This window comes from Nocardia sp. NPDC047654, assembly GCF_043205035.1.
Classification (GTDB): Bacteria; Actinomycetota; Actinomycetes; order Mycobacteriales; family Mycobacteriaceae; genus Nocardia.
On sequence record NZ_JBIDDF010000016.1, the window covers coordinates 28191 to 52563 of the forward strand.

Annotated in this window: 21 protein-coding genes; 15 read left to right on the forward strand and 6 right to left on the reverse strand. The window is 69.3% G+C overall.

All coding sequences use genetic code 11. The features are described 5' to 3' along the window. Positions 1-66: 66 nt before the first annotated feature. A complete protein-coding gene (locus ACGF7Y_RS29510; RefSeq protein ID WP_040865872.1) occupies positions 67-738 on the forward strand; it encodes a DUF3043 domain-containing protein in 672 nt (223 codons plus the stop codon). Between the two features lie 411 nt (positions 739-1149). On the opposite strand, the gene ACGF7Y_RS29515 is transcribed toward ACGF7Y_RS29510, so the two are convergent. Further along, a complete protein-coding gene (locus ACGF7Y_RS29515; protein WP_393239387.1) occupies positions 1150-1311 on the reverse strand; it encodes a hypothetical protein in 162 nt (53 codons plus the stop codon). A gap of 85 nt (positions 1312-1396) precedes the next feature. Between ACGF7Y_RS29515 and ACGF7Y_RS29520 the strand changes: the two genes are divergently transcribed. The 5 genes from ACGF7Y_RS29520 to ACGF7Y_RS29540 all read left to right on the forward strand — a co-directional run bounded on the left by ACGF7Y_RS29520 (position 1397) and on the right by ACGF7Y_RS29540 (position 6360). After that, positions 1397-2365 (forward strand): helix-turn-helix domain-containing protein, encoded by a 969-nt coding sequence (locus tag ACGF7Y_RS29520; protein WP_393239390.1) that lies wholly within the window; start codon positions 1397-1399, stop codon positions 2363-2365. A 226-nt stretch (positions 2366-2591) separates the two neighbouring features. Further along, positions 2592-3149: a bifunctional adenosylcobinamide kinase/adenosylcobinamide-phosphate guanylyltransferase gene (gene cobU, locus ACGF7Y_RS29525; protein WP_393239393.1), complete on the forward strand. Its 558-nt coding sequence runs from the start codon at positions 2592-2594 to the stop codon at positions 3147-3149. A gap of 328 nt (positions 3150-3477) precedes the next feature. Further along, a complete protein-coding gene (gene cobT, locus ACGF7Y_RS29530; protein WP_393239396.1) occupies positions 3478-4557 on the forward strand; it encodes a nicotinate-nucleotide--dimethylbenzimidazole phosphoribosyltransferase in 1080 nt (359 codons plus the stop codon). 199 nt (positions 4558-4756) lie between these two features. After that, a complete protein-coding gene (locus tag ACGF7Y_RS29535) occupies positions 4757-5512 on the forward strand; it encodes an adenosylcobinamide-GDP ribazoletransferase (RefSeq protein ID WP_393239399.1) in 756 nt (251 codons plus the stop codon). Positions 5513-5646: 134 nt separating this feature from the next. Further along, positions 5647-6360, forward strand: a complete 714-nt coding sequence (locus ACGF7Y_RS29540; RefSeq protein ID WP_062975155.1) for an MBL fold metallo-hydrolase — start codon at positions 5647-5649, stop codon at positions 6358-6360. Between the two features lies 1 nt (position 6361). Here ACGF7Y_RS29540 and ACGF7Y_RS29545 read toward each other — a convergent pair whose 3' ends face one another. From ACGF7Y_RS29545 to ACGF7Y_RS29555, 3 genes are all read right to left on the reverse strand, one after another. Further along, entirely contained in the window at positions 6362-7459 is a 1098-nt protein-coding gene (locus ACGF7Y_RS29545) for a branched-chain amino acid aminotransferase (RefSeq protein WP_357038030.1), read from the reverse strand. Positions 7460-7561: 102 nt separating this feature from the next. Continuing rightward, positions 7562-8662, reverse strand: a complete 1101-nt coding sequence (gene gcvT, locus ACGF7Y_RS29550; protein ID WP_393239402.1) for a glycine cleavage system aminomethyltransferase GcvT — start codon at positions 8660-8662, stop codon at positions 7562-7564. A 43-nt stretch (positions 8663-8705) separates the two neighbouring features. Further along, complete coding sequence (locus ACGF7Y_RS29555) at positions 8706-9308, reverse strand: GNAT family N-acetyltransferase (RefSeq protein ID WP_393239405.1); 603 nt, start codon at positions 9306-9308, stop codon at positions 8706-8708. Positions 9309-9416: 108 nt separating this feature from the next. On the opposite strand from ACGF7Y_RS29555, the gene ACGF7Y_RS29560 reads away from it, so the two are divergent. Then, positions 9417-10223 (forward strand): TetR/AcrR family transcriptional regulator, encoded by an 807-nt coding sequence (locus tag ACGF7Y_RS29560; RefSeq protein ID WP_393239407.1) that lies wholly within the window; start codon positions 9417-9419, stop codon positions 10221-10223. A 9-nt stretch (positions 10224-10232) separates the two neighbouring features. Beyond that, positions 10233-11744, forward strand: coding sequence for a leucyl aminopeptidase (locus ACGF7Y_RS29565; protein ID WP_393239410.1), 1512 nt, complete (start codon positions 10233-10235; stop codon positions 11742-11744). Between the two features lie 147 nt (positions 11745-11891). Here the strand turns inward: ACGF7Y_RS29565 and ACGF7Y_RS29570 are convergent, their stop codons facing one another. Further along, positions 11892-12254, reverse strand: a complete 363-nt coding sequence (locus ACGF7Y_RS29570; RefSeq protein ID WP_393239412.1) for an oxidoreductase — start codon at positions 12252-12254, stop codon at positions 11892-11894. 259 nt (positions 12255-12513) lie between these two features. Between ACGF7Y_RS29570 and sucB the strand changes: the two genes are divergently transcribed. The 7 genes from sucB to ACGF7Y_RS29605 all read left to right on the forward strand — a co-directional run bounded on the left by sucB (position 12514) and on the right by ACGF7Y_RS29605 (position 20857). Next, positions 12514-14289, forward strand: a complete 1776-nt coding sequence (sucB, locus tag ACGF7Y_RS29575) for a 2-oxoglutarate dehydrogenase, E2 component, dihydrolipoamide succinyltransferase (protein ID WP_393239415.1) — start codon at positions 12514-12516, stop codon at positions 14287-14289. A gap of 19 nt (positions 14290-14308) precedes the next feature. Then, positions 14309-15217, forward strand: coding sequence for a TIGR01777 family oxidoreductase (locus tag ACGF7Y_RS29580; RefSeq protein ID WP_393239417.1), 909 nt, complete (start codon positions 14309-14311; stop codon positions 15215-15217). Beyond that, on the forward strand, positions 15214-15750 hold the full coding sequence (locus tag ACGF7Y_RS29585) for a GNAT family N-acetyltransferase (RefSeq protein ID WP_393239420.1): 537 nt from the start codon (positions 15214-15216) through the stop codon (positions 15748-15750). Before ACGF7Y_RS29580 ends, ACGF7Y_RS29585 begins: the two co-directional genes overlap by 4 nt. A gap of 616 nt (positions 15751-16366) precedes the next feature. Next, positions 16367-17113 carry a lipoyl(octanoyl) transferase LipB gene (gene lipB / locus ACGF7Y_RS29590; RefSeq protein ID WP_393239423.1) on the forward strand — a complete coding sequence of 249 codons (747 nt, stop codon included), beginning with the start codon at positions 16367-16369 and terminating at the stop codon, positions 17111-17113. 10 nt (positions 17114-17123) lie between these two features. Beyond that, complete coding sequence (gene lipA / locus ACGF7Y_RS29595; protein ID WP_393239426.1) at positions 17124-18164, forward strand: lipoyl synthase; 1041 nt, start codon at positions 17124-17126, stop codon at positions 18162-18164. Positions 18165-19098: 934 nt separating this feature from the next. Continuing rightward, a complete protein-coding gene (locus ACGF7Y_RS29600) occupies positions 19099-19683 on the forward strand; it encodes a transglycosylase SLT domain-containing protein (protein ID WP_393239429.1) in 585 nt (194 codons plus the stop codon). Between the two features lie 655 nt (positions 19684-20338). Continuing rightward, complete coding sequence (locus ACGF7Y_RS29605; protein WP_393239432.1) at positions 20339-20857, forward strand: DUF5666 domain-containing protein; 519 nt, start codon at positions 20339-20341, stop codon at positions 20855-20857. A gap of 15 nt (positions 20858-20872) precedes the next feature. Here the strand turns inward: ACGF7Y_RS29605 and ACGF7Y_RS29610 are convergent, their stop codons facing one another. Next, on the reverse strand, positions 20873-24322 hold the full coding sequence (locus ACGF7Y_RS29610) for a phosphotransferase (protein WP_393239435.1): 3450 nt from the start codon (positions 24320-24322) through the stop codon (positions 20873-20875). Positions 24323-24373: the final 51 nt, after the last annotated feature.

Consider the following 24373-nt stretch of genomic DNA (forward strand, 5'->3'; position numbering starts at 1 on the left):
ACCGCACACTCCGGGCGAATCGGACCGCATTTCTCGCCGCGCTACCCATCGAATAGCCTGGTCTGTGTGAAGTTGTTCCGTCGCGGCGAGTCCAGCAGCACCGACGCGACCGCCGAATCGACGGTGGTCACGGACGGTGGCTCGGCCGCGGGCACCACCCGCGCGGCGGCCACGGCCACCGCGGGCAAGGGCCGCCCCACCCCGAAACGCCGTGACGCACAAGGCAAGCGCCGTGGTCCGATAGCGCCCGCTCCGCTCACCGCGAAGGAGGCCCGCGCCCGCCGCAAGGCCGCGCGGGGCACCAGAGCGGAACGCAAGGCCGCCTCCGCCAGACGGCGCGAGGCCGCCGCGGATCGACGGGAACGCATGCTCGCGGGCGAGGACAAATACCTGCCGCCCCGCGACCAGGGCCCGGTCCGGGCGTTCGTGCGCGACATCGTCGACGCCCGGCGCAACCTGGTCGGCCTGTTCATGCCGATGGCGCTGGTGCTGATCCTGTCGATGTTCGTCGCGCCCGCGCTGCAGACGATCGTGACCCTGGCCATGCTGGTGATGATGCTGTTCATGGGCGTCGAGGGCGTGCTGCTCGGCCGGGTGGTGAACAACCGGGTCAGGGAGCGTTTCCCGGAGACCACCGACGGCGGGTACCGGCTGGGCTGGTACGCATTCGTCCGCGCCTCACAGATCCGCAAGATGCGCGCCCCCAAGCCGCGCGTCAGCCCCGGCGACGCTGTGTAGTTTTTCCAGCGCCTGCGGCGCTGGGTGTTCGCGGCCCCCTTGTGGCTCGCGTTCGAGCGACCGCCGCTTGCTCCTTCGTCGCGGACGCGGCGGCCACTCGGACGCGAGCCGGGCCGCGAACGGAACATGCTCGGTCTCGCTTCGCTCGAAACCGGGAGTCGAGGTGCGCTGGGCGCGTAGGTGTCGAAGCTCGATCTCGCGTCCTTGGTCGATAGACGCGGCTGTCGACTCGAGCCGACAGCCGCTTGCGTCCCTGTCACCAACGCGGCAGCCGCTCCGACGGGCGTCGGGCCATGCTCGATCCTGCTTCGCCCGGACAGCTGTGGTTGAGCCCGGGCGGTGCACGGTCGCCCTTCGTCCGACTTGCCTGGGTGGGCCGCTGCGCGATGCCGGAGGGAAGCGCGACGTTGCTCAGCGGTGATGGGTGTCGCGGCCGAGCATCGCCGTCAGTTCGGAGTGCAGGCGCTGCGCGTCGCGGTCGACCACGTTCGAGGAACCCGCGCGAGCCGTTCCGCGGGCGACGAGGGTGGCGAAAGCCACGATGACTGCCAGGGAGACGAGGAAAGTAACCATGGCAGTAATTTTTCGTTCAGTTATTTACGGCCGAAAGTGGCGGTGCTGACATTGTTCGTAAAAATACGGCCACTAGACTGACGGCATGTTGTCGAAGGTCGCCGTGGTGCTGTCCGAACGCATGGCCATGTTCGAATTCGGGGTCATCTGCGAGGTTTTCGGCCTGGACCGCACGGCCGACGGGCTGCCGGGCTTCGATTTCCGGGTGTGCGGGGCCGAGCCGGGCGTCCCGCTGCACTCGACCAGCCCCGGGATCACGGTCACACCGGAGTACGGGCTCGCGGAGCTGGCGGCGGCCGATCTGGTGGCCATCCCCGCCGCCGCGGCCGACCAGGGATTCGATCCACGGGTCGTCACGGCCGTCCGGGAGGCGGCGGCAGCCGGGGCGACCGTGCTCACCGTGTGTTCCGGCGCCTTCCTGGCCGGGGCGGCCGGGCTGCTCGACGGCCGCAAGTGCACCACGCACTGGCGTCATGTGGAGCAACTCGCCGCCGCGTACCCGGCGGCGACCGTCGATCCGGACGTGCTGTTCGTCGACGAAGGCGATCTGATCACCAGCGCGGGCACCGCCGCGGGCATCGACGCCTGCCTGCACCTGGTGCGGCGTGAACTCGGCAGCGGCGTGGCCAACGCGATCGCGCGGCGCATGGTGGTCCCGCCGCAGCGCGACGGCGGGCAGCGGCAGTTCATCGAACGCCCCGTCGCCGCCTGCACCTCCGACAGCCTCATCCCCACTCTGGAGTGGATGAACGAGCACCTCGACCTGCCACACACGGTGGAAGACCTCGCCACGCGCGCCAACATGTCCACCCGCACCTTCGCGCGCCGATTCGTCGCCGAGACCGGAACCACGCCCGTGAAATGGCTCACCAACCAGCGCGTGCTACTGGCCAAGCATTTGCTCGAGGACACCGACCTCGGGCTGGAGCACATCGCCGCCCTCTCCGGCTTCGGCTCCGGCGCACTCCTGCGCCACCACTTCCAACGCCTCGTCGGCATCGCCCCCACCGAATACCGTCGCCGCTTCGGCCGCAGCCCGGAAGCCTCGATTTGAACGGGGAAACGAGACAGTTGTAACCGCGCCGCCGAGCCTCATCCATGGCCACCCCCACACCAATCGGCGAGCCCGCATCGGATGCCGACCGGCCTACCGCAGCCACTCAGAGGTCTCCCGGTCGGCGCGTCGCAGTTCGGTGCGGGACGCATCCGCCTGGGCGGCCCTCGAGCGCGGATCCGCAGACACGCGTGGCGGTGTGCTCTTCGATTGATACCGTGCACCCGTGTCACAAACTTCCTCGTCGGCAGCGCCACGCAGCACCCTCGTGCTCGGTGGCGCGCGGTCAGGGAAGTCGGCGTTCGCCGAGGACATCGCGGTCCGGGCGGGCGGTCCGGTGCGTTATCTCGCCACCGCGGTGCCCGACCCCGCCGACCACGACTTCGCCGAACGCATCGCCACGCACCGCGGCCGACGCCCGGCAGGCTGGTCGACCGTCGAGAGCGCCGATCCGGCCACAATTCTCGCCGAACCCGCGCCGCCGCCCGCCCTCACCCTGATCGACGACATCGGCACCTGGCTGACCGCCCGCATCGATGCACGCGACGCGTGGGATGCCCCGCGCGGCACGGTCTGCCCCGACACCGACGCACTGGTGGCAGCCGTCGCCGCCTACACCGGCGATCTGGTGATCGTCAGCCCGGAGGTCGGCATGGGCGTCATCCCCGCCACGCGCTCCGGCCGCCTCTTCCGCGACGAGATCGGCATCCTCAACCAGCGCCTCGCCCAGGTCTGCGACGAAGCCTTCCTCGTCGTCGCGGGGCTCCCGCTGCGCCTCAAATAGCGCCACGCGCTGCACTGCCGCCACCGCGCGGGGGCGCGAGGCCCGCTCGAAGAAATCCGACCCACTGTGCGGGTGGGTCGTAGACCCCTACTGCCGCCTGCGCGAGGAGTGGCGCGGCTGACAGGTTGCTCGCAAGCGGCGCGGACGCGGCCGCTCATCCGGAGGACGGTATATGCCGTGAACCGGGGATGCGCTCGGAGGCGCAACGAGCGGGCGAGCACGCGCGGGCCACTGCCGCGAGACAGGTCACGGGCGGACGGCGCGAAGGGGGCAATGGCAAGATTGGGCGGCGTAGTCGGCGTAACCGCCATGACCGAAAGGCTCGATAGTGACGCACGAATTCGGACCGGTAGCGCCTCCGGACACACGGTTTCGTGCGGCCGCCGAGCAGCGGCAGGCGCAGCTGACCAAACCCGCCGGGGCGCTGGGCCGGTTGGAGGAACTCGGCAACTGGGTGGCGGCTTGCCAGGGCACGTGCCCGCCAAAGCAGTTCGAGCGCGCCAGAGTCGTGGTCTTCGCCGGGGATCACGGCATCGCACGGCACGGAGTATCGGCGTACCCGAGCGAGGTCACCGCGCAGATGGTCGCGAACTTCATCGGTGGCGGCGCCGCGGTCAACGCGCTCGCGGCCGTTGCGGGCGCGACGGTCCGGGTGGCGGACATCTCCGTGGACGCCGACACCGACCCGCAGGTGTCCAAGCACAAGGTGCGTCGTTCCAGCGGGGCGATCGATCGCGAGGACGCACTCACCGCGGAAGAGGTTCGCGCGGCGCTGGAGGCGGGTCGCGCCATCGCCGACGAGGAAATCGATGCGGGCGCCGATCTGCTGGTCGCGGGCGACATGGGCATCGGCAATACCACCCCGGCCACGGTGCTCGTCGCGAGCCTCACCAACACCGAACCGGTGGCCGCCGTCGGCCGCGGCACCGGCGTGGACGACGCCGGATGGATCCGTAAGGTCGCCGCGATCCGGGACGCGATGCGCCGGGCCCGCCCGGTGGTGAAGGAGCCGGTCGAACTCCTTCGTGTCGCGGGCGGCGCCGACTTCGCCGCGATGGCCGCTTTCCTCGCCCAAGCCGCCACCCGACGCACGCCCGTCGTCCTCGACGGCGTCGTCGTCACGGCGGCGGCGATGGTCGCCGAGGATCTCGCCGCGGGCGCGAGCGCCTGGTGGCTGGCCGGTCACCGCTCCACCGAACCGGCCCACGATCTCGCGCTGCGTCACCTGCGCCTGGACCCTCTGATCGATCTGACCATGCGCCTCGGCGAAGGCTCAGGAGCCCTGACCGCCCTCCCCATCCTCCGCTCGGCGGTGGCCACCCTCGCGGAGATGTCCACCTTCGGTGAAGCGGGTGTCAGCACCGCCGACCGGGAACCGGCAAGCCCCGCACCGAACCTGCGCAAGTGACGCCGTCCCGCACGACAGGCCGACGGCGGATCGTCCGCGCTTCCGAGCAGGCGCGGGCGGATCTCCCTCACCACGTCCATCCACCTGCGGGCTGTATTCATCAGCCGTCGACGGTACGCAGGCGGAACTCGACGCCGCAGCCGGTCATCTCCCATATCGTCAACCCGCGCGAAGCACCGGTCGCCGCCCGAGGTCCGGCATGAACGGTGTCCGGTTGGCGATTTCCTGGCTCACCGTGCTGCCGGTCCGCGGGCCGGATGCCGTGGATCGACCGGCGGCGGGGCGCGCGATCTCGCTGGCGCCACTGGTCGGGGCCCTGCTCGGCGCCGGGGCGGCGGCCCTGCTCGGGGCGCTGTCCCGGGCCGGAGCAAGCACCGCGCTTGCGGGGCTACTGGTGGTGGGCGCGCTGGCGTTGATCACCAGAGGCATGCACCTCGACGGCCTGGCCGACACCTTGGACGGGCTCGGCAGCTACGGGCCGCCGGAGCGGGCCAGGGAGATCATGAAGAGCGGCGGGGCCGGCCCGTTCGGTGTCGCGGGACTCGTCTTCACCATCGGGGTCCAAGCGTTTTCGTTCGCGGCCCTCGCCGATTCGGGCAGATGGCTCGCGGTCGCCCTCGCCGTGGCGACCGGCCGGATCGCGGTAATCCTCGCCTGCCGAGGTATCCCGGCCGCGCCCGGCACCGGTTTCGGCATTCTGGTGGCCGACACGCAGTCGGCCCTCGCCGGGGCCGCCTGGTCCGCGATCGCGATCGGCCTCGCTGTACTCGCCGTCCCGGGCTGTGCGTGGCTCGGCCCCCTCGCTGTGGTGCTCGGTCTGGCCGCCTCGGCGATTCTGGTCCGGCACTGCGCCCGTCGCTTCGGCGGACTCTCCGGTGACATCCTCGGCGCCGCGGTCGAGACCACCGTCGCGCTCACGGCGGCCGTGCTGTCGCTCGCCGTCCACACCGGCTGACCCGCCCGCGGCGGCAGGCCCGGCATGGCGATTTGAACATTGGTCCAGTTCGAACGCGGGCGAGAGTCTGGGTCACTGGAATTTTTCCGGCCGTGCCGCGCGGATCGTCTGGGTCGGGCAATAAGGTGTGCGGTATGTCTTCTGAGCGCCTGTATTTTCGCCAGCTGTTGTCGGGACGCGACTACGCCGTGGGCGATCCGATCGCGACGCAGATGCGCAACTTCGCGTATCTGATCGGCGATCGGGAAACGGGCGAGTGCGTGGTGATCGATCCGGCCTACGCGGCGGGTGATCTGGTGGACATCGCCGAGGGAGACGGCCTGCGACTGAGTGGCGTGCTCGCCACCCACCATCACCCTGATCACGTGGGCGGCACGATGCTCGGCTTCACCCTGCGCGGAGTGCGTGAGCTCCTCGAAAAGACAAGCGTCCCAGTGCATGTCAACGCCAAAGAGCTGCCGTGGGTAGCCAACGTCACCGGGATCGCCGAGAGCGAGCTGACCGGCCACGAGCACGGCGACAAGGTCGGCGTCGGGACCTTCGAGATCGAGTTACTACACACGCCCGGCCACACACCGGGAAGTCAATGCTTCCTGTTCGACAATCGCCTGATCGCCGGCGACACCTTGTTCGTCGACGGCTGTGGCCGAACCGATTTCCCGGGCGGCGATTCGGACGAAATGTTCCGCAGCCTGCGCTACCTGGCCGGACTCGCCGGCGATCCGGTCGTCTACCCGGGCCACTGGTATTCGCAGGAACCCAACGCCGCACTGTCCACTGTCCGGGACAAAAATTACGTCATGCGTCCACAGACGCTGGAGCAGTGGCACATGCTGATGCCGGGCTGAGTCACATCGGCCGCATCCACCCGTGCTTGTCGGCGAAGGTGCCGCGCTGGATGCCGGTGAGGGTGTCGCGCAGGGCCATGGTGACCACGCCGGGCTCTCCGCCGCCGATGGTGAATTCGCCGTCACCGGAACGGACCCAGCCGACCGGGGTGATCACCGCGGCGGTGCCGCACGCGAAAACCTCGGTGATCTCACCGGATTCGGCGCCCTTGCGCCATTCCTCGACCGAGATCTTGCGCTCCTCGACCGGGAAGCCGGAATCGGCGGCGAGGGTGAGCAGCGAGTCACGGGTGATGCCCGGCAACAAGGAGCCGGACAGTTCCGGCGTGACCAGCCGCGCCTCGGAGCCGGAACCGAAGACGAAGAACAGGTTGTTGGTACCCATTTCCTCGACATAGCGGCGCTCACACGCGTCCAGCCACACCACCTGGTCGCATCCCTTGGCCGACGCCTCGGCCTGCGCGAGCAGCGACGCCGCGTAGTTGCCCGCGACCTTCGCCTCGCCGGTGCCGCCCGGCGCGGCGCGCACGTATTCGGTGGACAGCCAGACCCGCACCGGCTTCACGCCACGGGGGAAGTACGCCCCCGCCGGGGAGCCGAGCAACAGGTACTTGTACGCCGCGGCGGGCTTCACCCCGAGCCCGGCCTCGGTGGCGAACATGAACGGCCGCAGGTACAGCGATTCCTCGCCGCCCGCCGCGGGGACCCAGTCCCGGTCCACCTCCAGCAGTTGCCGGACCGACTCGATGAACAGCTCGTCCGGCAGCTCGGCCATCGCCATCCGGCGAGCCGACCGGCGGAAACGCGCGGCGTTGGCATCGATACGGAAACAGGAGACGCTGCCGTCGCTCTGCCGGTAGGCCTTGAGTCCCTCGAAGATGGCCTGGCCGTAGTGGAACACCATGGTCGCGGGATCCAGCGCCAGCGGTCCGTACGGCTCCACCCGCGCGTTCGTCCACGTGCCGCCGGCGTAGTCGATCGAGACCATGTGATCGGTGAAGTGGCGCCCGAACCCCGGCTGCGCCAGTACCTCTTGTCGCCGCTGCGCTGCGAGTGGCGCGGGATGCGGAACACGGGTGAACTGTGCGGCAGCGGTCATGCCGACGATCCTATCCGGCCCCATCCGCGCCATTTCGCCACGGTCCGCGCCCTCCCGCGCCGCGCCGATCTCAGCCGATGCCGGCGTCCGGGCGCTGGGCGGTCACTTGGTGTTGGTCCGGACGAACGGCGGACGGACGGTCTCGCAGCGCAGGCGGCGGCCGCGCACGTCGACCTCGACCTCGGTGCCGGGTTCGACGTCGGCCGAGGTGTCCAGCAGGGCCAGCGCGATGCCGACCTTGAGGGTGGGCGAGAAGGTGCCGGACGTGGTTTCGCCGACCGGTTCGCCGTCGCGCAGCACGGTTTGCCCTTGCCGGAGCACACCGCGGTCGAGCGCCCGCAGGCCGAGCAGGATTCGGCGCGGACCGTCCGACTTCTCCTGTTCCAGAGCGGCCTTCCCCCAGAACTCCGGTTTCGTCCAGCCGACCGCCCAGCCGCAGCGCGCCTGCACCGGCGAGATGTCCGGCGAGAGTTCGTGTCCGTGCAAGGGATAGCCCATCTCGGTGCGCAGGGTGTCGCGGGCGCCGAGCCCGGCCACCTGCCCTTCGGCCGCGCGCACCCGCTCGGCCAAGGCGCGGAACAGCGGCTCGGCGTCGTCCCAGCGCGGCAGCAACTCGTAGCCGTGCTCGCCGGTGTAGCCGGTGCGGCAGACGCGGACGGGGCGGCCGCCCCAGTCGGCGTCGGCGTAGGCCATGTACTCGAGGTCGGTGGGCAGACCGAGCGCGCTCAGCACCTCGGTGGAGCGCGGCCCTTGCACGGCGAACACGGCGAAGTCGCGGTGCTCGTCGGTGACCGTGACGCCTTGGGGCGCCGCCTCGCGAAGTTCGGCGACCACCGCCGCCGTGTTGGCGGCATTCGGCACCAGGAAGATCTCGTCGTCGGCGACGTAGTAGGCGATCAGGTCGTCGATCACTCCCCCGTCCGGGGCGCAGCACAGCGTGTACTGCGCCTTACCCGCTCGGATCCGGCCGAGATCGTTGGTCAGCGCCGAGTTCACGAACGCCGCGGCGCCCGGACCGCGCACCGTCGCCTTGCCGAGATGACTGACGTCGAACAGCCCCACCGTCGTGCGAACCGCCTGGTGCTCGGTCACCGTGCCCGCGTACGACACCGGCATCTCCCAGCCCCCGAACGGCGCGAAGGTCGCGCCCAGCTCGACGTGCACGGCGTGGATGGGTCCTTGCAGGAGGCTCGTCTCGGTCACCAGCCGAGCTTATCCGGGACCGATGCCCAGGTCCTCGCCCCGCTCACGCCCCGAGACCGAACCACATCGGGATCAGGGTCGGACCGTTCTCCGGCAGCGTGTGCGTCGTTCCGGTCGGGACGAACCCGCACCGGCCGTAGAGCCGAGCGGATCGTTCGGTGCTCGCTTCGAGAAACACCGGGACGACCGATTCCTTCAGCCGGTCGGCGAGGATCGCCGCACCGGCTCCTTTGCCGCGATGCTCCGGCCTGGTCACGATCACTTGCAGGTACCGGTGCGGGAACTCGCGGGGATGTTCGCGGGCGAGCAGGTCGGTGACGATCGCGGCGCGTCGCAGCGCCCGCACACCGGGCGCCTGTTCCACCATGGCCCGCGCCTCGGCGGCTTCCGCGGCGAATCGCTCGATCGAGGTGACCTGCTGCCAGATCGAGATCGACCAGATCTCCGCGCCCGCGCCCGCGACCCAGATCTCGTCGTCCCGCAAGGCGCGATCGACCAACCCCGGCACGAACGCGGTGCGGAACCCGGTGTCGGGTTGATCCTCGAGGATCCACGCCGTCACCACCTCGTCCGCACTGGCCGCGACGAACGCCTCGATCAGCGGGTCACGGTCGCGCCCGGTCGCCCGGCGAACAGTGATCTCCATTGCGCTCCCTTTCGATGTGAACACCGTATCCGTCCGAAAATTTATGCAGTTCAGCGCCATCTGGCTACAATTTCGTCACACCTGTTCGTGTGTCGAAATGGACTTCCGATGACGTGCGCGATCTGCCGGAACGAACTCGCCCAGCCCGCCAGGGGCCGACGGCGCAAGTACTGCTCGCGCTCTTGCCGAGCCCGCGCCTACCGCGCCCGCCGCACGGCCGTTCCGGTGCGCCGCGCCGGCCGCCCGACCCGGCTCACCGCGGTCGGCATCGCCCGCGCGGCGGTGGAGCTGGCCGACCGCGACGGGCTCGACGGGCTCACCATGCGCCGCCTGGCCAGTGCACTCGGCGTCGCGACCGCCGCGCTCTACCGCCACTTCCCCGACCGAGAAGCGCTCCTGGCGAGCATGGCGGAGCTGGTACTCGGCGAGATCCCGCCCCCGGCCGCCTCCTGCGCCGGCTGGCGCCTTCGGCTGCGGCACGAGGCGCACGAGGAGTGGCGCCTCTACCGCAGGCATCCGTGGATGCTGCCGCTGCTGGCGCGCACCCGCCCGCCGCTGGGCCCCGCGCTGCTGGACGTGCTGGAACGGAATTTCGCCGCCCTCGATCACCCCCGCCTGTCCCGGCAGACGGGATTCGCGATCTACCTCGCACTCTCGGGCCTGGTCCAGGGACTGGCGTTGCTGTGGAGTTCCGAGCGCGCCGACCGCTTCGGCGATCCCCGCGAGGCCGCCGAGGCGACCGCACTGCGCCACGAGTTCGCCGAGTTGCTCGACCCGCGGACCCGTCCCGTCCTGCACCGCTTCCTCGCCGAGCTGGGCTCCGGCTTCGAGATGAACTTCGACGAGCTGCTGCGCGACGCGGTGGAACTGCTGCTCGACGGCGTCGCGATGCGATATCCGGAACGGACCGAATAGCCTGTGCCCATGACCGCTGTTGCAGATCGCTCGCTCGGACCGGAACTGGCACGCACCGAGACCATCGGCGCGGACACCGATGTGCTCGTCATCGGGTTGACCTCCTCGGAGGAGGGCCCCGCCATCGTGCCCGAGGACCTGTTCGGCGACGTGCTCACCGCCGACGTGCGCGCGGAACTGCTCGATCAGCTGGGAGCGGTCGGCGCGAAGGGCAAGGCCGAGGAACTGACCCGGATACCGGCGCCGCCCGGACTGGACGGGGTGACCAGCGTGCTCGCCGTCGGCCTCGGCTCCGCCGACAAACTCGACGCCGAGCAGATCCGCCGCTCGGCCGGTGTGGCCGCCCGCTCGCTGTCCGGCACCGAACTGGTGGTGACCACGCTGTCGGGACTGGACATCGGTGCCGCCGCGGAAGGCTTCTACCTGGGCGCCTACTCGTTCACGCCGTTCCGTTCGGACAAGTCCGCGCCCAAGCCGGACGAGCGCCCCGTGGCCCGCGTCGAGTTGCTGGTGCCCGAGCCCGGATTCGGCGAAGAAGCCCTGTTCCGCGCGCAACTCACCGCCGAGGCGGTCGCCACCGCACGGGATTTCGTGAACACCCCGCCCAGCCACCTGTTCCCGGCCGAGTTCGCCGCGCGGGCGGAGGAACTCGCCGAGGCCGCGGGCCTCACCGTGGAGGTGCTCGACGAGAAGGCGCTGGAAGCGGGTGGTTACGGCGGCGTCCTCGGGGTGGGCAAGGGTTCCTCGCGCCCGCCGCGCCTGATCCGGATCACCTACGCGGGCGGTCCGAAGAAGGTGGCGCTGGTCGGTAAGGGCATCACGTTCGACACCGGCGGCATCTCCATCAAGCCCGCGCAGAACATGGAGAACATGACCTCGGACATGGCGGGCGCCGCCGCCGTGATCGCCGCGACGCTGCTGGCCGCGCGATTGAGTCTGCCGATCACGGTCACCGCCACGGTGCCGATGGCGGAGAACATGCCCTCGGCCACCGCGCAGCGCCCCGGCGACGTGCTCACCCAGTACGGCGGCACCACCGTCGAAGTGCTCAACACCGATGCCGAGGGCCGGTTGATCCTGGCCGACGCGATCGTTCGCGCGAGCGAGGACGAGCCGGAGTACCTGATCGACGTGGCCACCCTGACCGGCGCGCAGATGGTCGCGCTCGGCACCCGCACGCCCGGCGTGATGGGCACCGACGAGTTCCGCGACCGGGTGGCCCGCATCTCCCGCGAGGTCGGGGAGAACGGCTGGGCGATGCCGCTTCCCGCCGAATTGCGCGGTGACCTGAACTCCAAGATCGCCGACCTGGCCAATGTCGCGCCGCACCGCTGGGGCGGCATGCTCTCGGCCGGACTGTTCCTCAAGGAGTTCGTCCCGGAGGACGTGCAGTGGGCCCACCTCGACGTGGCCGGTCCGGCCTACAACACCGGCGGCCCGTTCGGCTATATCGGCAAGGGCGGCACCGGCGTGCCGGTGCGCACCCTGATCGCCGTGTTGCAGGACATCGCCGCGGAGTGAGTGCCGAGCGCGTCGTCCGGGGTGACTCCCGGCCGACGCGCTCCATGCGACCTGGGCGGATCAGAAGGCGGCCGACCGCTCGGAAGGACGCGTCGTCACAGACCCGCACACACCATCGAAAACCGGACGGAACGGACGATTCGACGCTCAGAGGTCGTACAGATCCCGCTCCATCTCGCGTTGACGCTCCACCCGCTTGCGAGCGTCGTAGTCGCGCATCCGCTGCGGATATCCGGTCTTGCGGACGTCGTAGACGGGGATGTGCAAATCCTTGGCAAGCCGCTGCGCCCCGCGCTCGCCGACGATCCGCCGCGTCCATTCACCATCCGCGGCAATAAGGACAACTGTGACATCTGTCACCGTGGTCTTCGGTTCGATGTAGCCTTCGGCGCCCACGTGCGTGCGCACCCAGTCGGCCAGGTAGCGAGCATCCCGCCCATCCACCGAACGCCCACGTAGAGTGCCGCCACCCCGGGTCGCGCCGCCGCGGAAACGATCCAGCAAACCCAACGACGCCGACCTCCTTTCCTGCACCGGAGAATGTTCACCGCCGGTCTTCCCATACTGCCAGCTCCGCGCAGTACGCCGCCCTGTGCTACATGGCTTGCGCGCGAGTGCAAGGATGGACCGCGGTACAAGAACCACACGGATCTCCGGCGCCACCACAATGATCGGTGGCTTACGGACTCCCGGCGCGACCCGCGGCGGGCGTCCGCAGCGAGATCAACTGTTGTAGAACCCCGTCGAGCAGTCAGAGGAGTCAACGGACATGGCCTTCTCCGTCCAGATGCCCGCTCTTGGTGAGAGCGTCACCGAGGGAACGGTGACCAGGTGGCTGAAGCAGGAAGGAGACACGGTCGAGGTCGACGAGCCGCTGCTCGAAGTCTCCACCGACAAGGTCGACACCGAAATCCCGTCCCCCGCGGCGGGTGTGCTGTCGAAGATCGTCGCGAACGAGGACGACGTGGTCGAGGTCGGCGGCGAGCTCGGCGTCATCAGTGAGGCCGGTGAGGCGGAATCGTCCGCTCCCGCGCCCGCTCCGGAAGCCGCCGCGCCCGCGCAGGAGACTCCCGTCCCCGCGGAGGAGGCGCCCGCGGCTGAGCCCGAGGCCGCTCCGGCCGAGGAGTCCGCGCCCGCCGCCCAGGCCGCGCCCGCGTCGTCCGGTGACGGCACGCCGGTGAAGATGCCGGAACTCGGCGAGTCGGTCACCGAGGGTACCGTCACCCGCTGGCTGAAGTCGGTCGGCGACGAGGTCGCCGTCGACGAGCCGCTGCTCGAGGTCTCCACCGACAAGGTCGACACCGAGATCCCCTCGCCCGTCGCGGGCACCCTGCTGGAGATCACCGCCCAGGAAGACGACGTCGTCGCGGTCGGTGGACAGCTCGGCGTCATCGGCAGCGGTTCCCCCGCGGCGGCCGCCCCGGCTCCCGCGCCCGCCCCGGCTCCCGAACCCGCGCCTGCTCCCGAGCCCGCACCGGCCCCGAAGCCGGAACCGGCCCCGGCCGCCGCCGCGCCTGCTCCGGCAGCTGCCCCCGCTCCGGCGCCCAAGCCCGCTCCGGCCCCCGTGCCCGCCGCCGCTCCGGCTGCCGAATCCTCCAACGGCGCAACCCCTTACGTCACTCCGCTGGTCCGCAAGCTGGCCGAGGAGAACAAGGTCGACCTCGCCGCGATCACCGGTTCCGGTGTCGGAGGCCGCATTCGCAAGCAGGACGTGCTCGCCGCCGCCGAGGCCAAGAAGGCCCCTGCTCCGGCCGCCGCGCCTGCCGCTTCCGCTCCTGCCGCGGCGAAGGCGCCCGCGGTGGCGAGCCCGGAACTGGCCCACCTGCGCGGCACCGTGCAGAAGGCCAACCGCATCCGCCAGATCACCGCGACCAAGACCCGCGAGTCGCTGCAGACCACCGCGCAGCTGACCCAGGTGCACGAGGCGGACGTCACCAAGATCGCGACGCTGCGCAAGCAGGCCAAGGCGGCGTTCAAGGACCGCGAGGGCGTCAACCTGACGTTCCTGCCCTTCTTCGCCAAGGCCGTGGTCGAGGCGCTCGGTGTGCACCCGAACGTCAACGCCAGCTATGACGAGTCCAGCAAGGAGATCACCTACCACGCCTCGGTGCACCTCGGCATCGCGGTCGACACCGAGCAGGGCCTGCTGTCCCCGGTGATCCACAACGCCAGCGACCTGTCGCTGGCCGGCCTGGCGCGCGCCATCGGCGACATCGCCAACCGTGCCCGGACCGGCGGACTGAAGCCCGACGAGCTGGCCGGTGGCACCTTCACCATCACCAACATCGGCAGCCAGGGCGCGCTGTTCGACACTCCGATCCTGGTGCCGCCGCAGGCGGCCATGCTGGGCACGGGCGCGATCGTCAAGCGCCCGGTCGTGGTGACCGACGAGACCGGCAACGAGTCCATCGGCGTCCGCTCGATGTGCTATCTGCCGCTCACCTACGACCACCGCCTGATCGACGGCGCCGACGCCGGACGCTTCCTGACCACGATCCGCCACCGGCTCGAGGAAGCGGCGTTCGAGGCCGATCTCGGTCTGTGAGGAAGGTCCCGCGGCACCTATGAAGGTCGTGATCGCCGGCTCGTCCGGGTTGATCGGGACAGCGCTCGTCGCGGCACTGCGCCGCGACGGGCACGAGGTCGCCCGGTTGGTGCGCAGAAAAGCGGCGGGCGCGGACGAATTCGCCTGGAACCCGGCTCGTGCCCACCTGGACGAGCGGGCGCTTCGCGGCGCCGACGCCGTGGTCAACCTCTGTGGTGCGAGCGTCGGGCGGCGCCGCTGGACCGGCAGCTTCAAACAGGAGCTGCGCGACAGCCGCATCACACCGACCGACGTCCTGGCCGGTGCGGTGGTCGCCGCGGGCGTACCCGTGCTGCTCAATGCCAGCGGCGTCCATTACTACGGCGGCGACACCGGCGACCGAGTGGTGGACGAGACCTCCCCCGCCGGTTCGGGTTTCCTGGCCGCCCTGTGCCGGGACTGGGAGAAGGCAACCGAACCCGCCGCCACGGCCGGTGTGCGCACGGTGCTGTTGCGCAGCGCCGCGGTGCTGTCCCGGACCGGAGGCGTGCTCGGCGTGCTGCATCCGTTGTACGCGCTCGGCTTGGGCGGGCGGCTGGGCAACGGCCGCCAGTACACGCCATGGATTTCGATGGCCGACGAGATCGGCGCGATCGTCTTCGCGCTCACCCACGACACGGTCTCCGGCCCGATCAACGTGGTCGGCCCCGCACCGGTCACCAACGCCGAGTTCAGCCGCGCGCTCGGCCGGGCGCTGCATCGCCCCACTCCCCTCGTCGTCCCGGCATTCGCGCTGAATGCGCTGGTCGGCGAGATGGCGCAGGAGGCGATCCTGCGCGGGCCGAGGGCCCTCCCCACCGCCCTCGAGGAAGCGGGTTACCAGTTCCACCATCCCACCATCGGCGCCGCGCTGACCGCCGCGGTGGGGCGACCCGGAGATGCTCGATGACCGACCGACTCGACACCAGGCCCGACACGGCCATCCGCGACGCGACCACCGATGATCTTCCGGCGATCCTCGACATCCACAACGCGAATATCGCCGCGTCCACCGCGATCTGGGACACCGAGCGGGTCGGCCTGGACGAGCGCCTCGGCTGGTTCCGGGCCCGCACCGGGGCGGGGCTGCCCGTGCTGGTCGCCGAGATCGACGGTGCGCTGGCGGGTTACGCGAGTTACGGCCCGTGGCGTACCAAATCCGGCTACCGCTACACGGTCGAGAACTCCGTGTACGTCGATGACCGCTTCCAGCGTCGCGGCATCGCCACCGCCCTCCTCACCGAGCTGATCGAACGTGCTCGTCGCGCGGGCACGGTGCACGCCATGATCGCCGCCATCGAATCCGGCAATGCCGGTTCGATCCTCCTGCACGAACGCTTCGGCTTCCGCACCGTCGGCGTCCTGCCCGAGGTGGGGCACAAATTCGGCCGCTGGATGGATCTGACGCTCATGCAACTCACCCTCCCCGTCGACGTCGACTGACGCACTGCCCCGGTCGCCGATGTACCGCGTTCCCCACTCGCGGACGTACCGGGTGGTGGGACCTACGCGGGTCTACGCAGTGGAGGACCGTGCCGCAGTCGGATGCTCGGATGACGGTTGCTCGACGCCCTTACGGGGCTGGGCGTATCCGGGGTGACGCGGTGCATTTCAGCACGTGACGCCAGGTCGTTCCGAGGAACACGATCGACGCGAGCACTCTTCGACGTCCGCCCGAAGCGGTGAGGCCTTCAGCTCGGCATACGGCGATCGGACAATCGACGCCATGGAAGACGTCGCACTCTTCGCGCCGGAAACGCGCGCTCGCGCCGTACCTCACATCGGGCAAGACCGTCCGACGAGGCGGTGTGTGGATGCTCGCGCCGTATCTCCCAACCGGGGCAAGACCGTCCGGCGCGGTGGCTCACGAAGGCGGCGTGGGTGCTCGCCGCCGCTACCGGGCTCCGCTCACGCCGGTGACCCACGCGACGCGGGGACGTGCCCACGGTTCGCGACCGCGCAACCTTCCAGCTCTCCCCCTGGCTATCCGTTCCGCCCGTGCGAATTCCCCCATCGAGGTGCTGGAACGGGCTGCCCCCGTGGGCGTACCGTCATCGCTGTGAACGACACGCGCACCACCCTGTCCGCCCGATTCGACACGACCCCGGTCATGGTCGAGGATCTCGGACTCATCGACTACCACGCTGCCTGGGAGCTGCAGCGCAGCATCGCCGAGCAGCGCGCCGAGGGCAACGGATCCGATCATCTGCTGCTGCTCGAGCACCCGTCGGTATACACCGCGGGCCGCCGCACCGAGACCGACGATCTGCCGATCGACGGCAGCCCGGTGGTGCAGGTCGATCGCGGCGGCAAGATCACCTGGCATGGTCCCGGCCAACTGGTCGGCTACCCCATCGTGCGGCTCGCCGAGCCGGTCGACGTGGTCGGCTACGTGCGCCGCCTCGAGGAGGCGTTGATCACCGTCTGCACCGGGCTCGGCCTCGTCTGCGGCCGCGTCGAGGGCCGTTCCGGCGTCTGGCTGCCCGCCACCGAGCTGTACGCCGAACGCAAGATCGCCGCGATCGGTGTGCGTGTGCAGCGCGGCGTGGCCCTGCACGGCCTCTCGCTCAATTGCAACGCCGCCATGGACGGTTTCCAGGCCATCGTTCCGTGCGGCATACGCGACGCGGGCGTCACCACGCTGACCCGCGAACTCGATCGCGAAGTGACCGTCGCCGAAATCAAGCCGCTGGTGGCCGACGCCCTCCTCCGCGCGCTGGACGGCGACCTGCCGGTCGCCGAGCACAATATTCCGCGTGTCACTCCTGGTGACACCACCCCGCAGTCCCCGAGCGCGACGGCGTAAGGTCGATCGAGTGACCTCAGTCGACACCCCGACACCACACAACGCCGCCGCACCCAGCGGCCGCAAGCTCTTGCGCATCGAAGCCCGCAACGCGGAAACCCCCATCGAGCGCAAACCCAAGTGGATCCGCACCCGCGCCACCATGGGCCCCGAGTACTCCGAACTCAAAGGCTTGGTGAAGCGCGAAGGCCTGCACACCGTGTGCGAGGAAGCGGGTTGCCCCAACATCTTCGAGTGCTGGGAAGACCGCGAGGCCACCTTCCTGATCGGTGGCGAACAGTGCACCCGCCGCTGCGATTTCTGCCAGATCGACACCGGCAAGCCCGCCGCCCTCGACCGTGACGAGCCCCGCCGCGTCGCCGAAAGCGTCCAGGCCATGGGCCTGCGCTACTCCACCATCACCGGCGTCGCCCGCGACGATCTGGACGACGGCGGCGCCTGGCTCTACGCCGAAACCGTCCGCGCCATCAAGCGTTCGAACCCGCACACGGGCGTGGAACTGCTGATCCCCGACTTCAACGCCGACCCCGATCAGCTCGCCGAGGTCTTCTCCGCCCGCCCGGAAGTGCTGGCGCACAACCTCGAAACGGTCCCCCGCATCTTCAAGCGCATCCGCCCGGCTTTCCGCTACGAGCGCTCCCTCGCGGTGCTGACCGCCGCCCGCGAAGCAGGCCTGGTCACCAAGTCCAACCTCATCCTCGGCATGGGCGAAACCCCCGAGGAAGTCACCCAGGCCATGCGCGACCTGCACGAGGCGGGCTGCGACATCCTCACCATCACTCAATACCTGCGCCCGTCCCCCCGCCACCACCCGGTCGACCGCTGGGTGAAGCCGGAGGAGTTCGTCGAGCACTCCAAGACGGCGGAGGAAATCGGCTTCGCAGGCGTGATGGCCGGTCCGCTGGTCCGCTCCTCCTACCGAGCGGGTCGGCTGTACGCCCAGGCGATGGCCCACCACGGCCGCGAGATCGCCCCGGAGATGGCCCACCTCGCCGAGGAAGGCACCGCCTCCCAGGAAGCCGGCGCCGTGCTGGCCCGCTTCGGTAGCTAGTCGCTCACCGAACGAATTCGGCCCTCGCCCGCATCGTCGTCGGCGAGGGCCGATGCATGCCACCGAGGGTTTTCGGGCTGATCACGCTCCCCGGCGGGTCACTCCACTGAGTGGCACGTGAATCTGCGGCCGTGGCGATGTCGCGCTGAATCGAACGGTCATGGCGTGGACGTTCTGTCGAACCGTTGATCCGAGAATCCCTCATGCGCCTGCTGCCCGATGAGCAATGGCCCGACACCCAGGCGGTCTACGACAGCCTCGCCCGCTCGCTTGTCACGGTCCACGGCACCGATCACGACACGCCGCTTGTAGCTGCTTCCTGATCCGGCCTCACAGAGAACTCGCCGCTGGCGAAGCATCGGGAACCACCTTACGGGTCGCTACTTTCAACGACATCGCCTCCGCAGAGGCGAACAGCCTTATCCCAGGCCGCTCGAAACGAGGCCCGGATGTCGACGCCTCGCGCCACTGCCGCTCCCCGATTCGTGCCTTCGCCGTAATCGCATCGAGATAAAGCGTCGCTCGTTACAACGACAGCGAATATGTGTCACAAGTCACGTTTACTGAAGAAATAGCTGGTCACGGGCGCCAATTCGAGGCCGTATAGACCCCTCCAAGATCGGCAGTTTCTTCCATTAACTGCTTGTTTGCCGGGTGTTCACCAGCTGTGATCAAGCTGAGATCAGGTCCGGAAGAGACCCGAGAAACCAGCTCCACAGCATACGGCTTGTTTCTCTTCGGGTACGGCAGCGGCACCGACGGGCACCGCCCTAGATGTTCACCGCGTCGCGCCGCCAGGAAATCGCACCCTGGCTTTCACAACGAAATCCGAAAATCGCACACGAGCCGAGACGGCGGATCCGCCCTGGTGCCCGCCGTAGATCCGCTCTGCCTCGGAGCCGGATCGCCGCACGATCAAGGAACTGATTTCTCGATGCCTGATGCACGCCTCTCTTCTTTCCGCCATCTATCGCTTCGAAAGGGGGCCGCTGTCGCGGCCACCGTCGGCGTCATCGCCGTGGGCTTCTCCGCCGGGGTCGCGGTGGCCGATGACAGCGCTCCGGCCCCGGTCGCGCCGGTCGCCGCCGCCGCGCCCATCGACGGCCTGGCCTTACCCGCACTACCCGAGCTGCCCGCTCTGCCCGCGTTGCCCGGGCTGCCGCCCCAAGGTTTCCTGCCCGCGCCGCCGCCGGTTTACGAGGACAACCTCGACGGCTGGATTCGCCAGTCCCTCGACGTCATGCGCGTTCACGGCATCCCGGGTAGCTACGAAGGCATCCACCGCAACATCATGCGCGAATCCGGCGGCAACCCCCGGGCCATCAACCTGTCGGACTCCAACGCCGCCAAAGGCACCCCCTCCAAGGGCCTGCTCCAGGTGATCGACCCGACCTTCAACGCCTACCACGTCGACGGCACCGCCTTCGACATCTGGGACCCGGTCGCCAACATCACCGCCGCCTGCAACTACGCGGCGCACCGCTACGGCTCGATGGACAACGTCAACGGAGCTTACTGAGCCCGGCCGGAATCGAACAGCGCCTCCTCGTCTCATCGACGGGGAGGCGCCGCCGTTTTCGGGCGGCTTCACCGAGCCGCTCCGGCATTTCCCTGCCGCAGCGGCAGACGTTTCAGCGGCTCGGTCGAGGATATTCAGCACCACCGCCGCGAGCATCAGGGCGAACAAAACGTCCGAGGACACCGCTGCTGTCGACAGTCGGCCGGAACCGCCCTGCCGCAAACCAACCAGACGCTCGCCGCCACCGCAATGCAATGTATCTGTCGCACAACACTATCGGGGCGGTTTGCGATCTCTTGCACGACCGCATAGCCCGCGCGAAACCAGTCGATCACCCGTCGATGCTGGTCATGCCGGTACTCCCCGCCAGTGACAACAAGCACACGAAAGGCACACCTACCCTTGCCATATGCCTCGCTGGAGTACGCACAGTGGGAAGTCGGCGAGAGTGGGCCGGCTCGCACGGCTCGGGGGAGATCCCGAAACGCTCTCGGCGACAACGATTTCGATGGCGAGGACTAGATCCAACTCCACGCCTTCGAGCGCGATCGGATCGCGCCCCCGCGTCGACGGCGAAGCCTCGCGTCCGGTCCGGTCCGGAGTGCATCCGGGTGCGCTCGCACCGAGGTCCGAAATCGTCTCTCGAACAACGGCGATGGGAATGCCGCCGCTGCCGCAGCGACGTCGGGACGACGAGCCGCATCGGCTGCACAACACGGGAGCGGCCGCATTCGTCGGGCTCTGCATCGGCCTGGTGATCTTGGTAGTGTCCGGGTGCCTATTCGTCGGCGGCCCAAAGGAAACGGCGGCCTCATCGACGACGACACCGGCGCGCACCAGCACCCCGAGCACCCCGCCACCTTCGTCCACCGTGCGCGCGACGACGCCATCGGTCCCCGCTCCCGCTCCCCCCGCCGGCCGCTCGGGCATCGGGGTCACCTTCGGGAAAGTCACCGCCAACGACGGCACGACCATGGTGGTGCGCAACGCGTTCACCAGCAACAGCGTCAAGGTCCGTACCGACACCGGCACCAAGGTGCAGGTTCTGCTCGCCAAGCGGGCGACCGAGATCCGCGTGGGCGCCCTGATCGCCGTCTACGGGCGGCAATACGCCGATGGTGTGATCGTTGCCGATGTCATCACCGGGATCTCGATCGGCGCTCTGCCCAAGTGATTTCGGCTTGCCGTGTCAACGTCGCCCGCGTAGCGCCGCTTCCACCATCCCGTCGTCGACCGGCTCGCTCTGCCCCCACACCTCGCGCGCCAACCGCAACTTCCCGGCCATGCTGTCCACCAACGCCGCCTCCGCCGCCGCGTCCCGCGCTCCCTGCCTGAGCGCCTTGCTGTAGCGAACCGCGTCGACGATGACAGATTTGACCCGCTCGTGATCGAGGTACGTTCGCAAGTCGCGTCGCCACTCGCCGGTCGCGGCCTCGGGTTCGGCGGCGATCCACTCGGCCAGGAACGCGTCTTGCTCCTGCGGGAGGTAGCCCATTTTGTGCAGATGGGTGGCCACGTCGTACACCGGGTCGCCGTACAGTGCGAATTCCCAGTCGAGGAACACGACCCGGCCGTTCCGCACGATCATGTTCTTGCGGTGCACGTCGGCGTGCACCATCCGAAAGGGCCTGGCCTCGAGGGTGTCCCACGACGCGACGATCCGCTCGAGCGGCCGATCGGGGACGCCCAGCCGACGGTACAGTTCACCGAATTCCGCGCTGCTTTCGCGGTGCACCCGCGCGGTGACGGCGGACAATCGGCGGGCGAACCCGGCGGGATCGTCGTCCCCGTCCGATTCGATCGGCGGCAACAGTTCCCGGGGAATACGGCGGAGTTCCGCGAACAACGCCGCCACGTCCGGCGGTACATGAGCCGGAACAGGCACACCGCGGGGCGCGAGGCGATCGAGCAGGTCGCCGTCGATGTAGTCGTGGATCTGATAGGCGGGACGTACCGATTCCCAGCGCAGCTTCGGCGCCGAGGCGACAAAGGGCTCGATCGCGATCAAGATCGCGGGTTCGGGCCATTGCCGCAGATCCATCGCATCGGCGCCCTCGACGGGAATCCGCACGTTCACCGCGCCCGCGATGCCGTCGACCCGGACATTGTGGTTGTAGTACCCGGCCGCCGACTGCGAGCGGGACAGCGCGTCCTGGTACATCGCCGCCGCGTCGACACCGAGTACCCGTGCGATCACCCGTGCCGCGTCGCGGTCCACGCCCGATCCTGGCGTCGGCGGCTGGATGCGCGACCGCGCGGCCGCGGCGGCTCTCGAGATGTCCGGTTCGGTCCAGCCGTACAGCGCCAGGACCGCTCGCGCCACGAGCACCAGCCCCGGGTAGACATTCGCGCCCTCGAATTCCGCGATGGCCCAGCGCGCACTGCGGACGGCATCGTCACGTAAGCCGCGGCGGGCGAAGACGCCTGCACGGAACAGCTCCGCCCTGGCGCGGCCCGACCGGTACCCGGCTTGTTCGAGAATCTCGCATGCTTCGGCGAGCGCGTGCTCGGCGGCGTCCAGTTCTCCGAGCGACAGCCGCGCCGAACCGAGTGCGGTGTACGCCTTTCCCAGTTCGTGCAGCGCACCCAGCTCACGCTGTTGCACGATCGCGGCTCCGGCGGCCGCGATCGCCCGCGACGGGTCGGTGAGCGCCAGCAGCTCGGCCACGTTCGTCGCGATATTGGCCTGTCCGACGACGCTGCCCGCGGCGCGGTAATGGGTGTCGGCTTCGGCCAGATACTGTGCGGCGCGGTCGGTGTCGAACGCCAGCCGGTAGGCGAGGTGCCGCAACCGCGCCACATCGCCCAGGAACTCGCGGTCGTCGCCGTCGGCCATCGTCACGAGTTCCTCGCACATGGTCAAGGCCTGACCGAATCGGCCCTGGCACATGTGCAGGTCGGCCGCCCACTGACCGGCGACGAGCCGGGCCCGCCCCGATCCTCGCGCCCACACGTCCTGGTAGATGGTCAACGCCTCGTCGGTGTCACCGAGGATGCGGCGCGCGTTCGCCGCGGCGACGGCCAACCGCTCCGCGATCGGCCCGGTCCGATCCAAAGCGACGTCCCGAGTGAGGCGATCGGCTTGCTTGGCGTCGCCGAGCAGCACCGCCGCTTCCGCTTCCAGGCACCGCGTGAGTTCCGACAGTTCCGCCATACCTGCCAGGTTCTCATGCGGATCGCTCAGGTAGCGGTCCAGATCGCTGATCACTCCGCCGATACCCTGGCTGCCACCTGCCGCTTCGATCCGGTCGACGTAGTGCAGCAACGTCACCGCGGAAAGCATGCCCGAACGAACACCGTGGTATCCCGCCTCGCGCAGAGCGGTGACCCGGCCGGTCGGCCGTTCGGCACGGATGAACCACAGGTTGTGCAGCACCGCATGCAGGGTGCGCCGAACATCCGGATCCAAGCGCCGCTGCAGCGCGTCCACCATCAGCTGGTGCAGCTGAAAGCGGTCGCCTTCGCCGCTTTCGTCGGCGGCGTACACGAACGAGTACGCGATCAGGGATTTCCATGCCGCGATGTGATGCGGTAGCTCGAACTGCTCCGCGACAGCGGCGAAGATCTCCCGATCGAACGTACGAGGTAGCCCCAGCAATTCCAGCAACCGGACTTCGTCGAGGCGCACATGTTGTAGGAAGCGCTCCAGAATCGTTTCGGGCGAGACCAATTCGGCGGGCGTCACCCAGCCGGCCCGGGTACGGGCATCGATGGCCAGATGCAGATAGAACGGGACGCCCGCGCTCGAAGCGGCAATCGCCGCGCGCTCGGCGGGATCCTCGATACCGGACGAGTCGAGCAGCTCGAAGCGGGCGTCCATCGGCAGGTCGTCGACCGGCACGGCGCGAATCCGGGTCGACCACTCCGGGTCGTGCCGCTCCCAACCGAGCGGCTCGCGGCAGGCGATCACCACCAAGCCGGTGTCCAGCTGCGCGACCACATCGCGCAACCAGGCGTCGGACGCCGCCGCGCGGCCTTCGCGATCGGTGCCGCCCATCAGCGCTTCGTAGGCGTCCAGGAAGACCACGTAGGGCTTCTTGCCCTCCGTCCCGCTCTTGAGATCTTCGGCGAACAGGTAGGAGACGGCTTCTTCCAGGCCCCCGAGACTCAATCGATCGAGTTCCTGGAGGACGGGGTCGTGGCGTATCCGGTGGGTGCGGATGGCGCGGCGCGCACCGAGGTCGAGCAGCCGGGTCGCGGTGCCGAAGACCGGGATACCGGTGGCGTCGTTGAGGATCTCGGTCAGGATCTCGCTGTGCTCGGCCAGCGCCAGCGAGTCCGAGGTCAGGCGCAGATGTGGGTGCATGCGCTGCCACAACACCGCGCAGGCGATGTCGAAGCGGTGGAACTTGATCTTCTGCGCGCCGAACTGGACGCGCAGCACGGCGAGCCCGTCCGCGGCCTGCCGATGGCTCGGCACCTGCAGATCGAGCACAGCCGCTGGATGACGCTTCTCGACCCGCGCCCGCAGTTCGGTGACCAACCGGGACTTGCCGATCCCGCCGACCCCACTGAGCAGCATGACCCGGGGTTGCTCGGCGGCGTCGGCCAGCAGTTCCTCGAACCGCGTCAAGACCGGCTCACGGTCGACGAACGGACGACTGGTCGATCCCGGCTGGAATCGTGCGGTCAACACCATGGTGTGTCCCCCCTCGTGACGAGCCGGGCACGATTCTGCCAGACCCAGTTA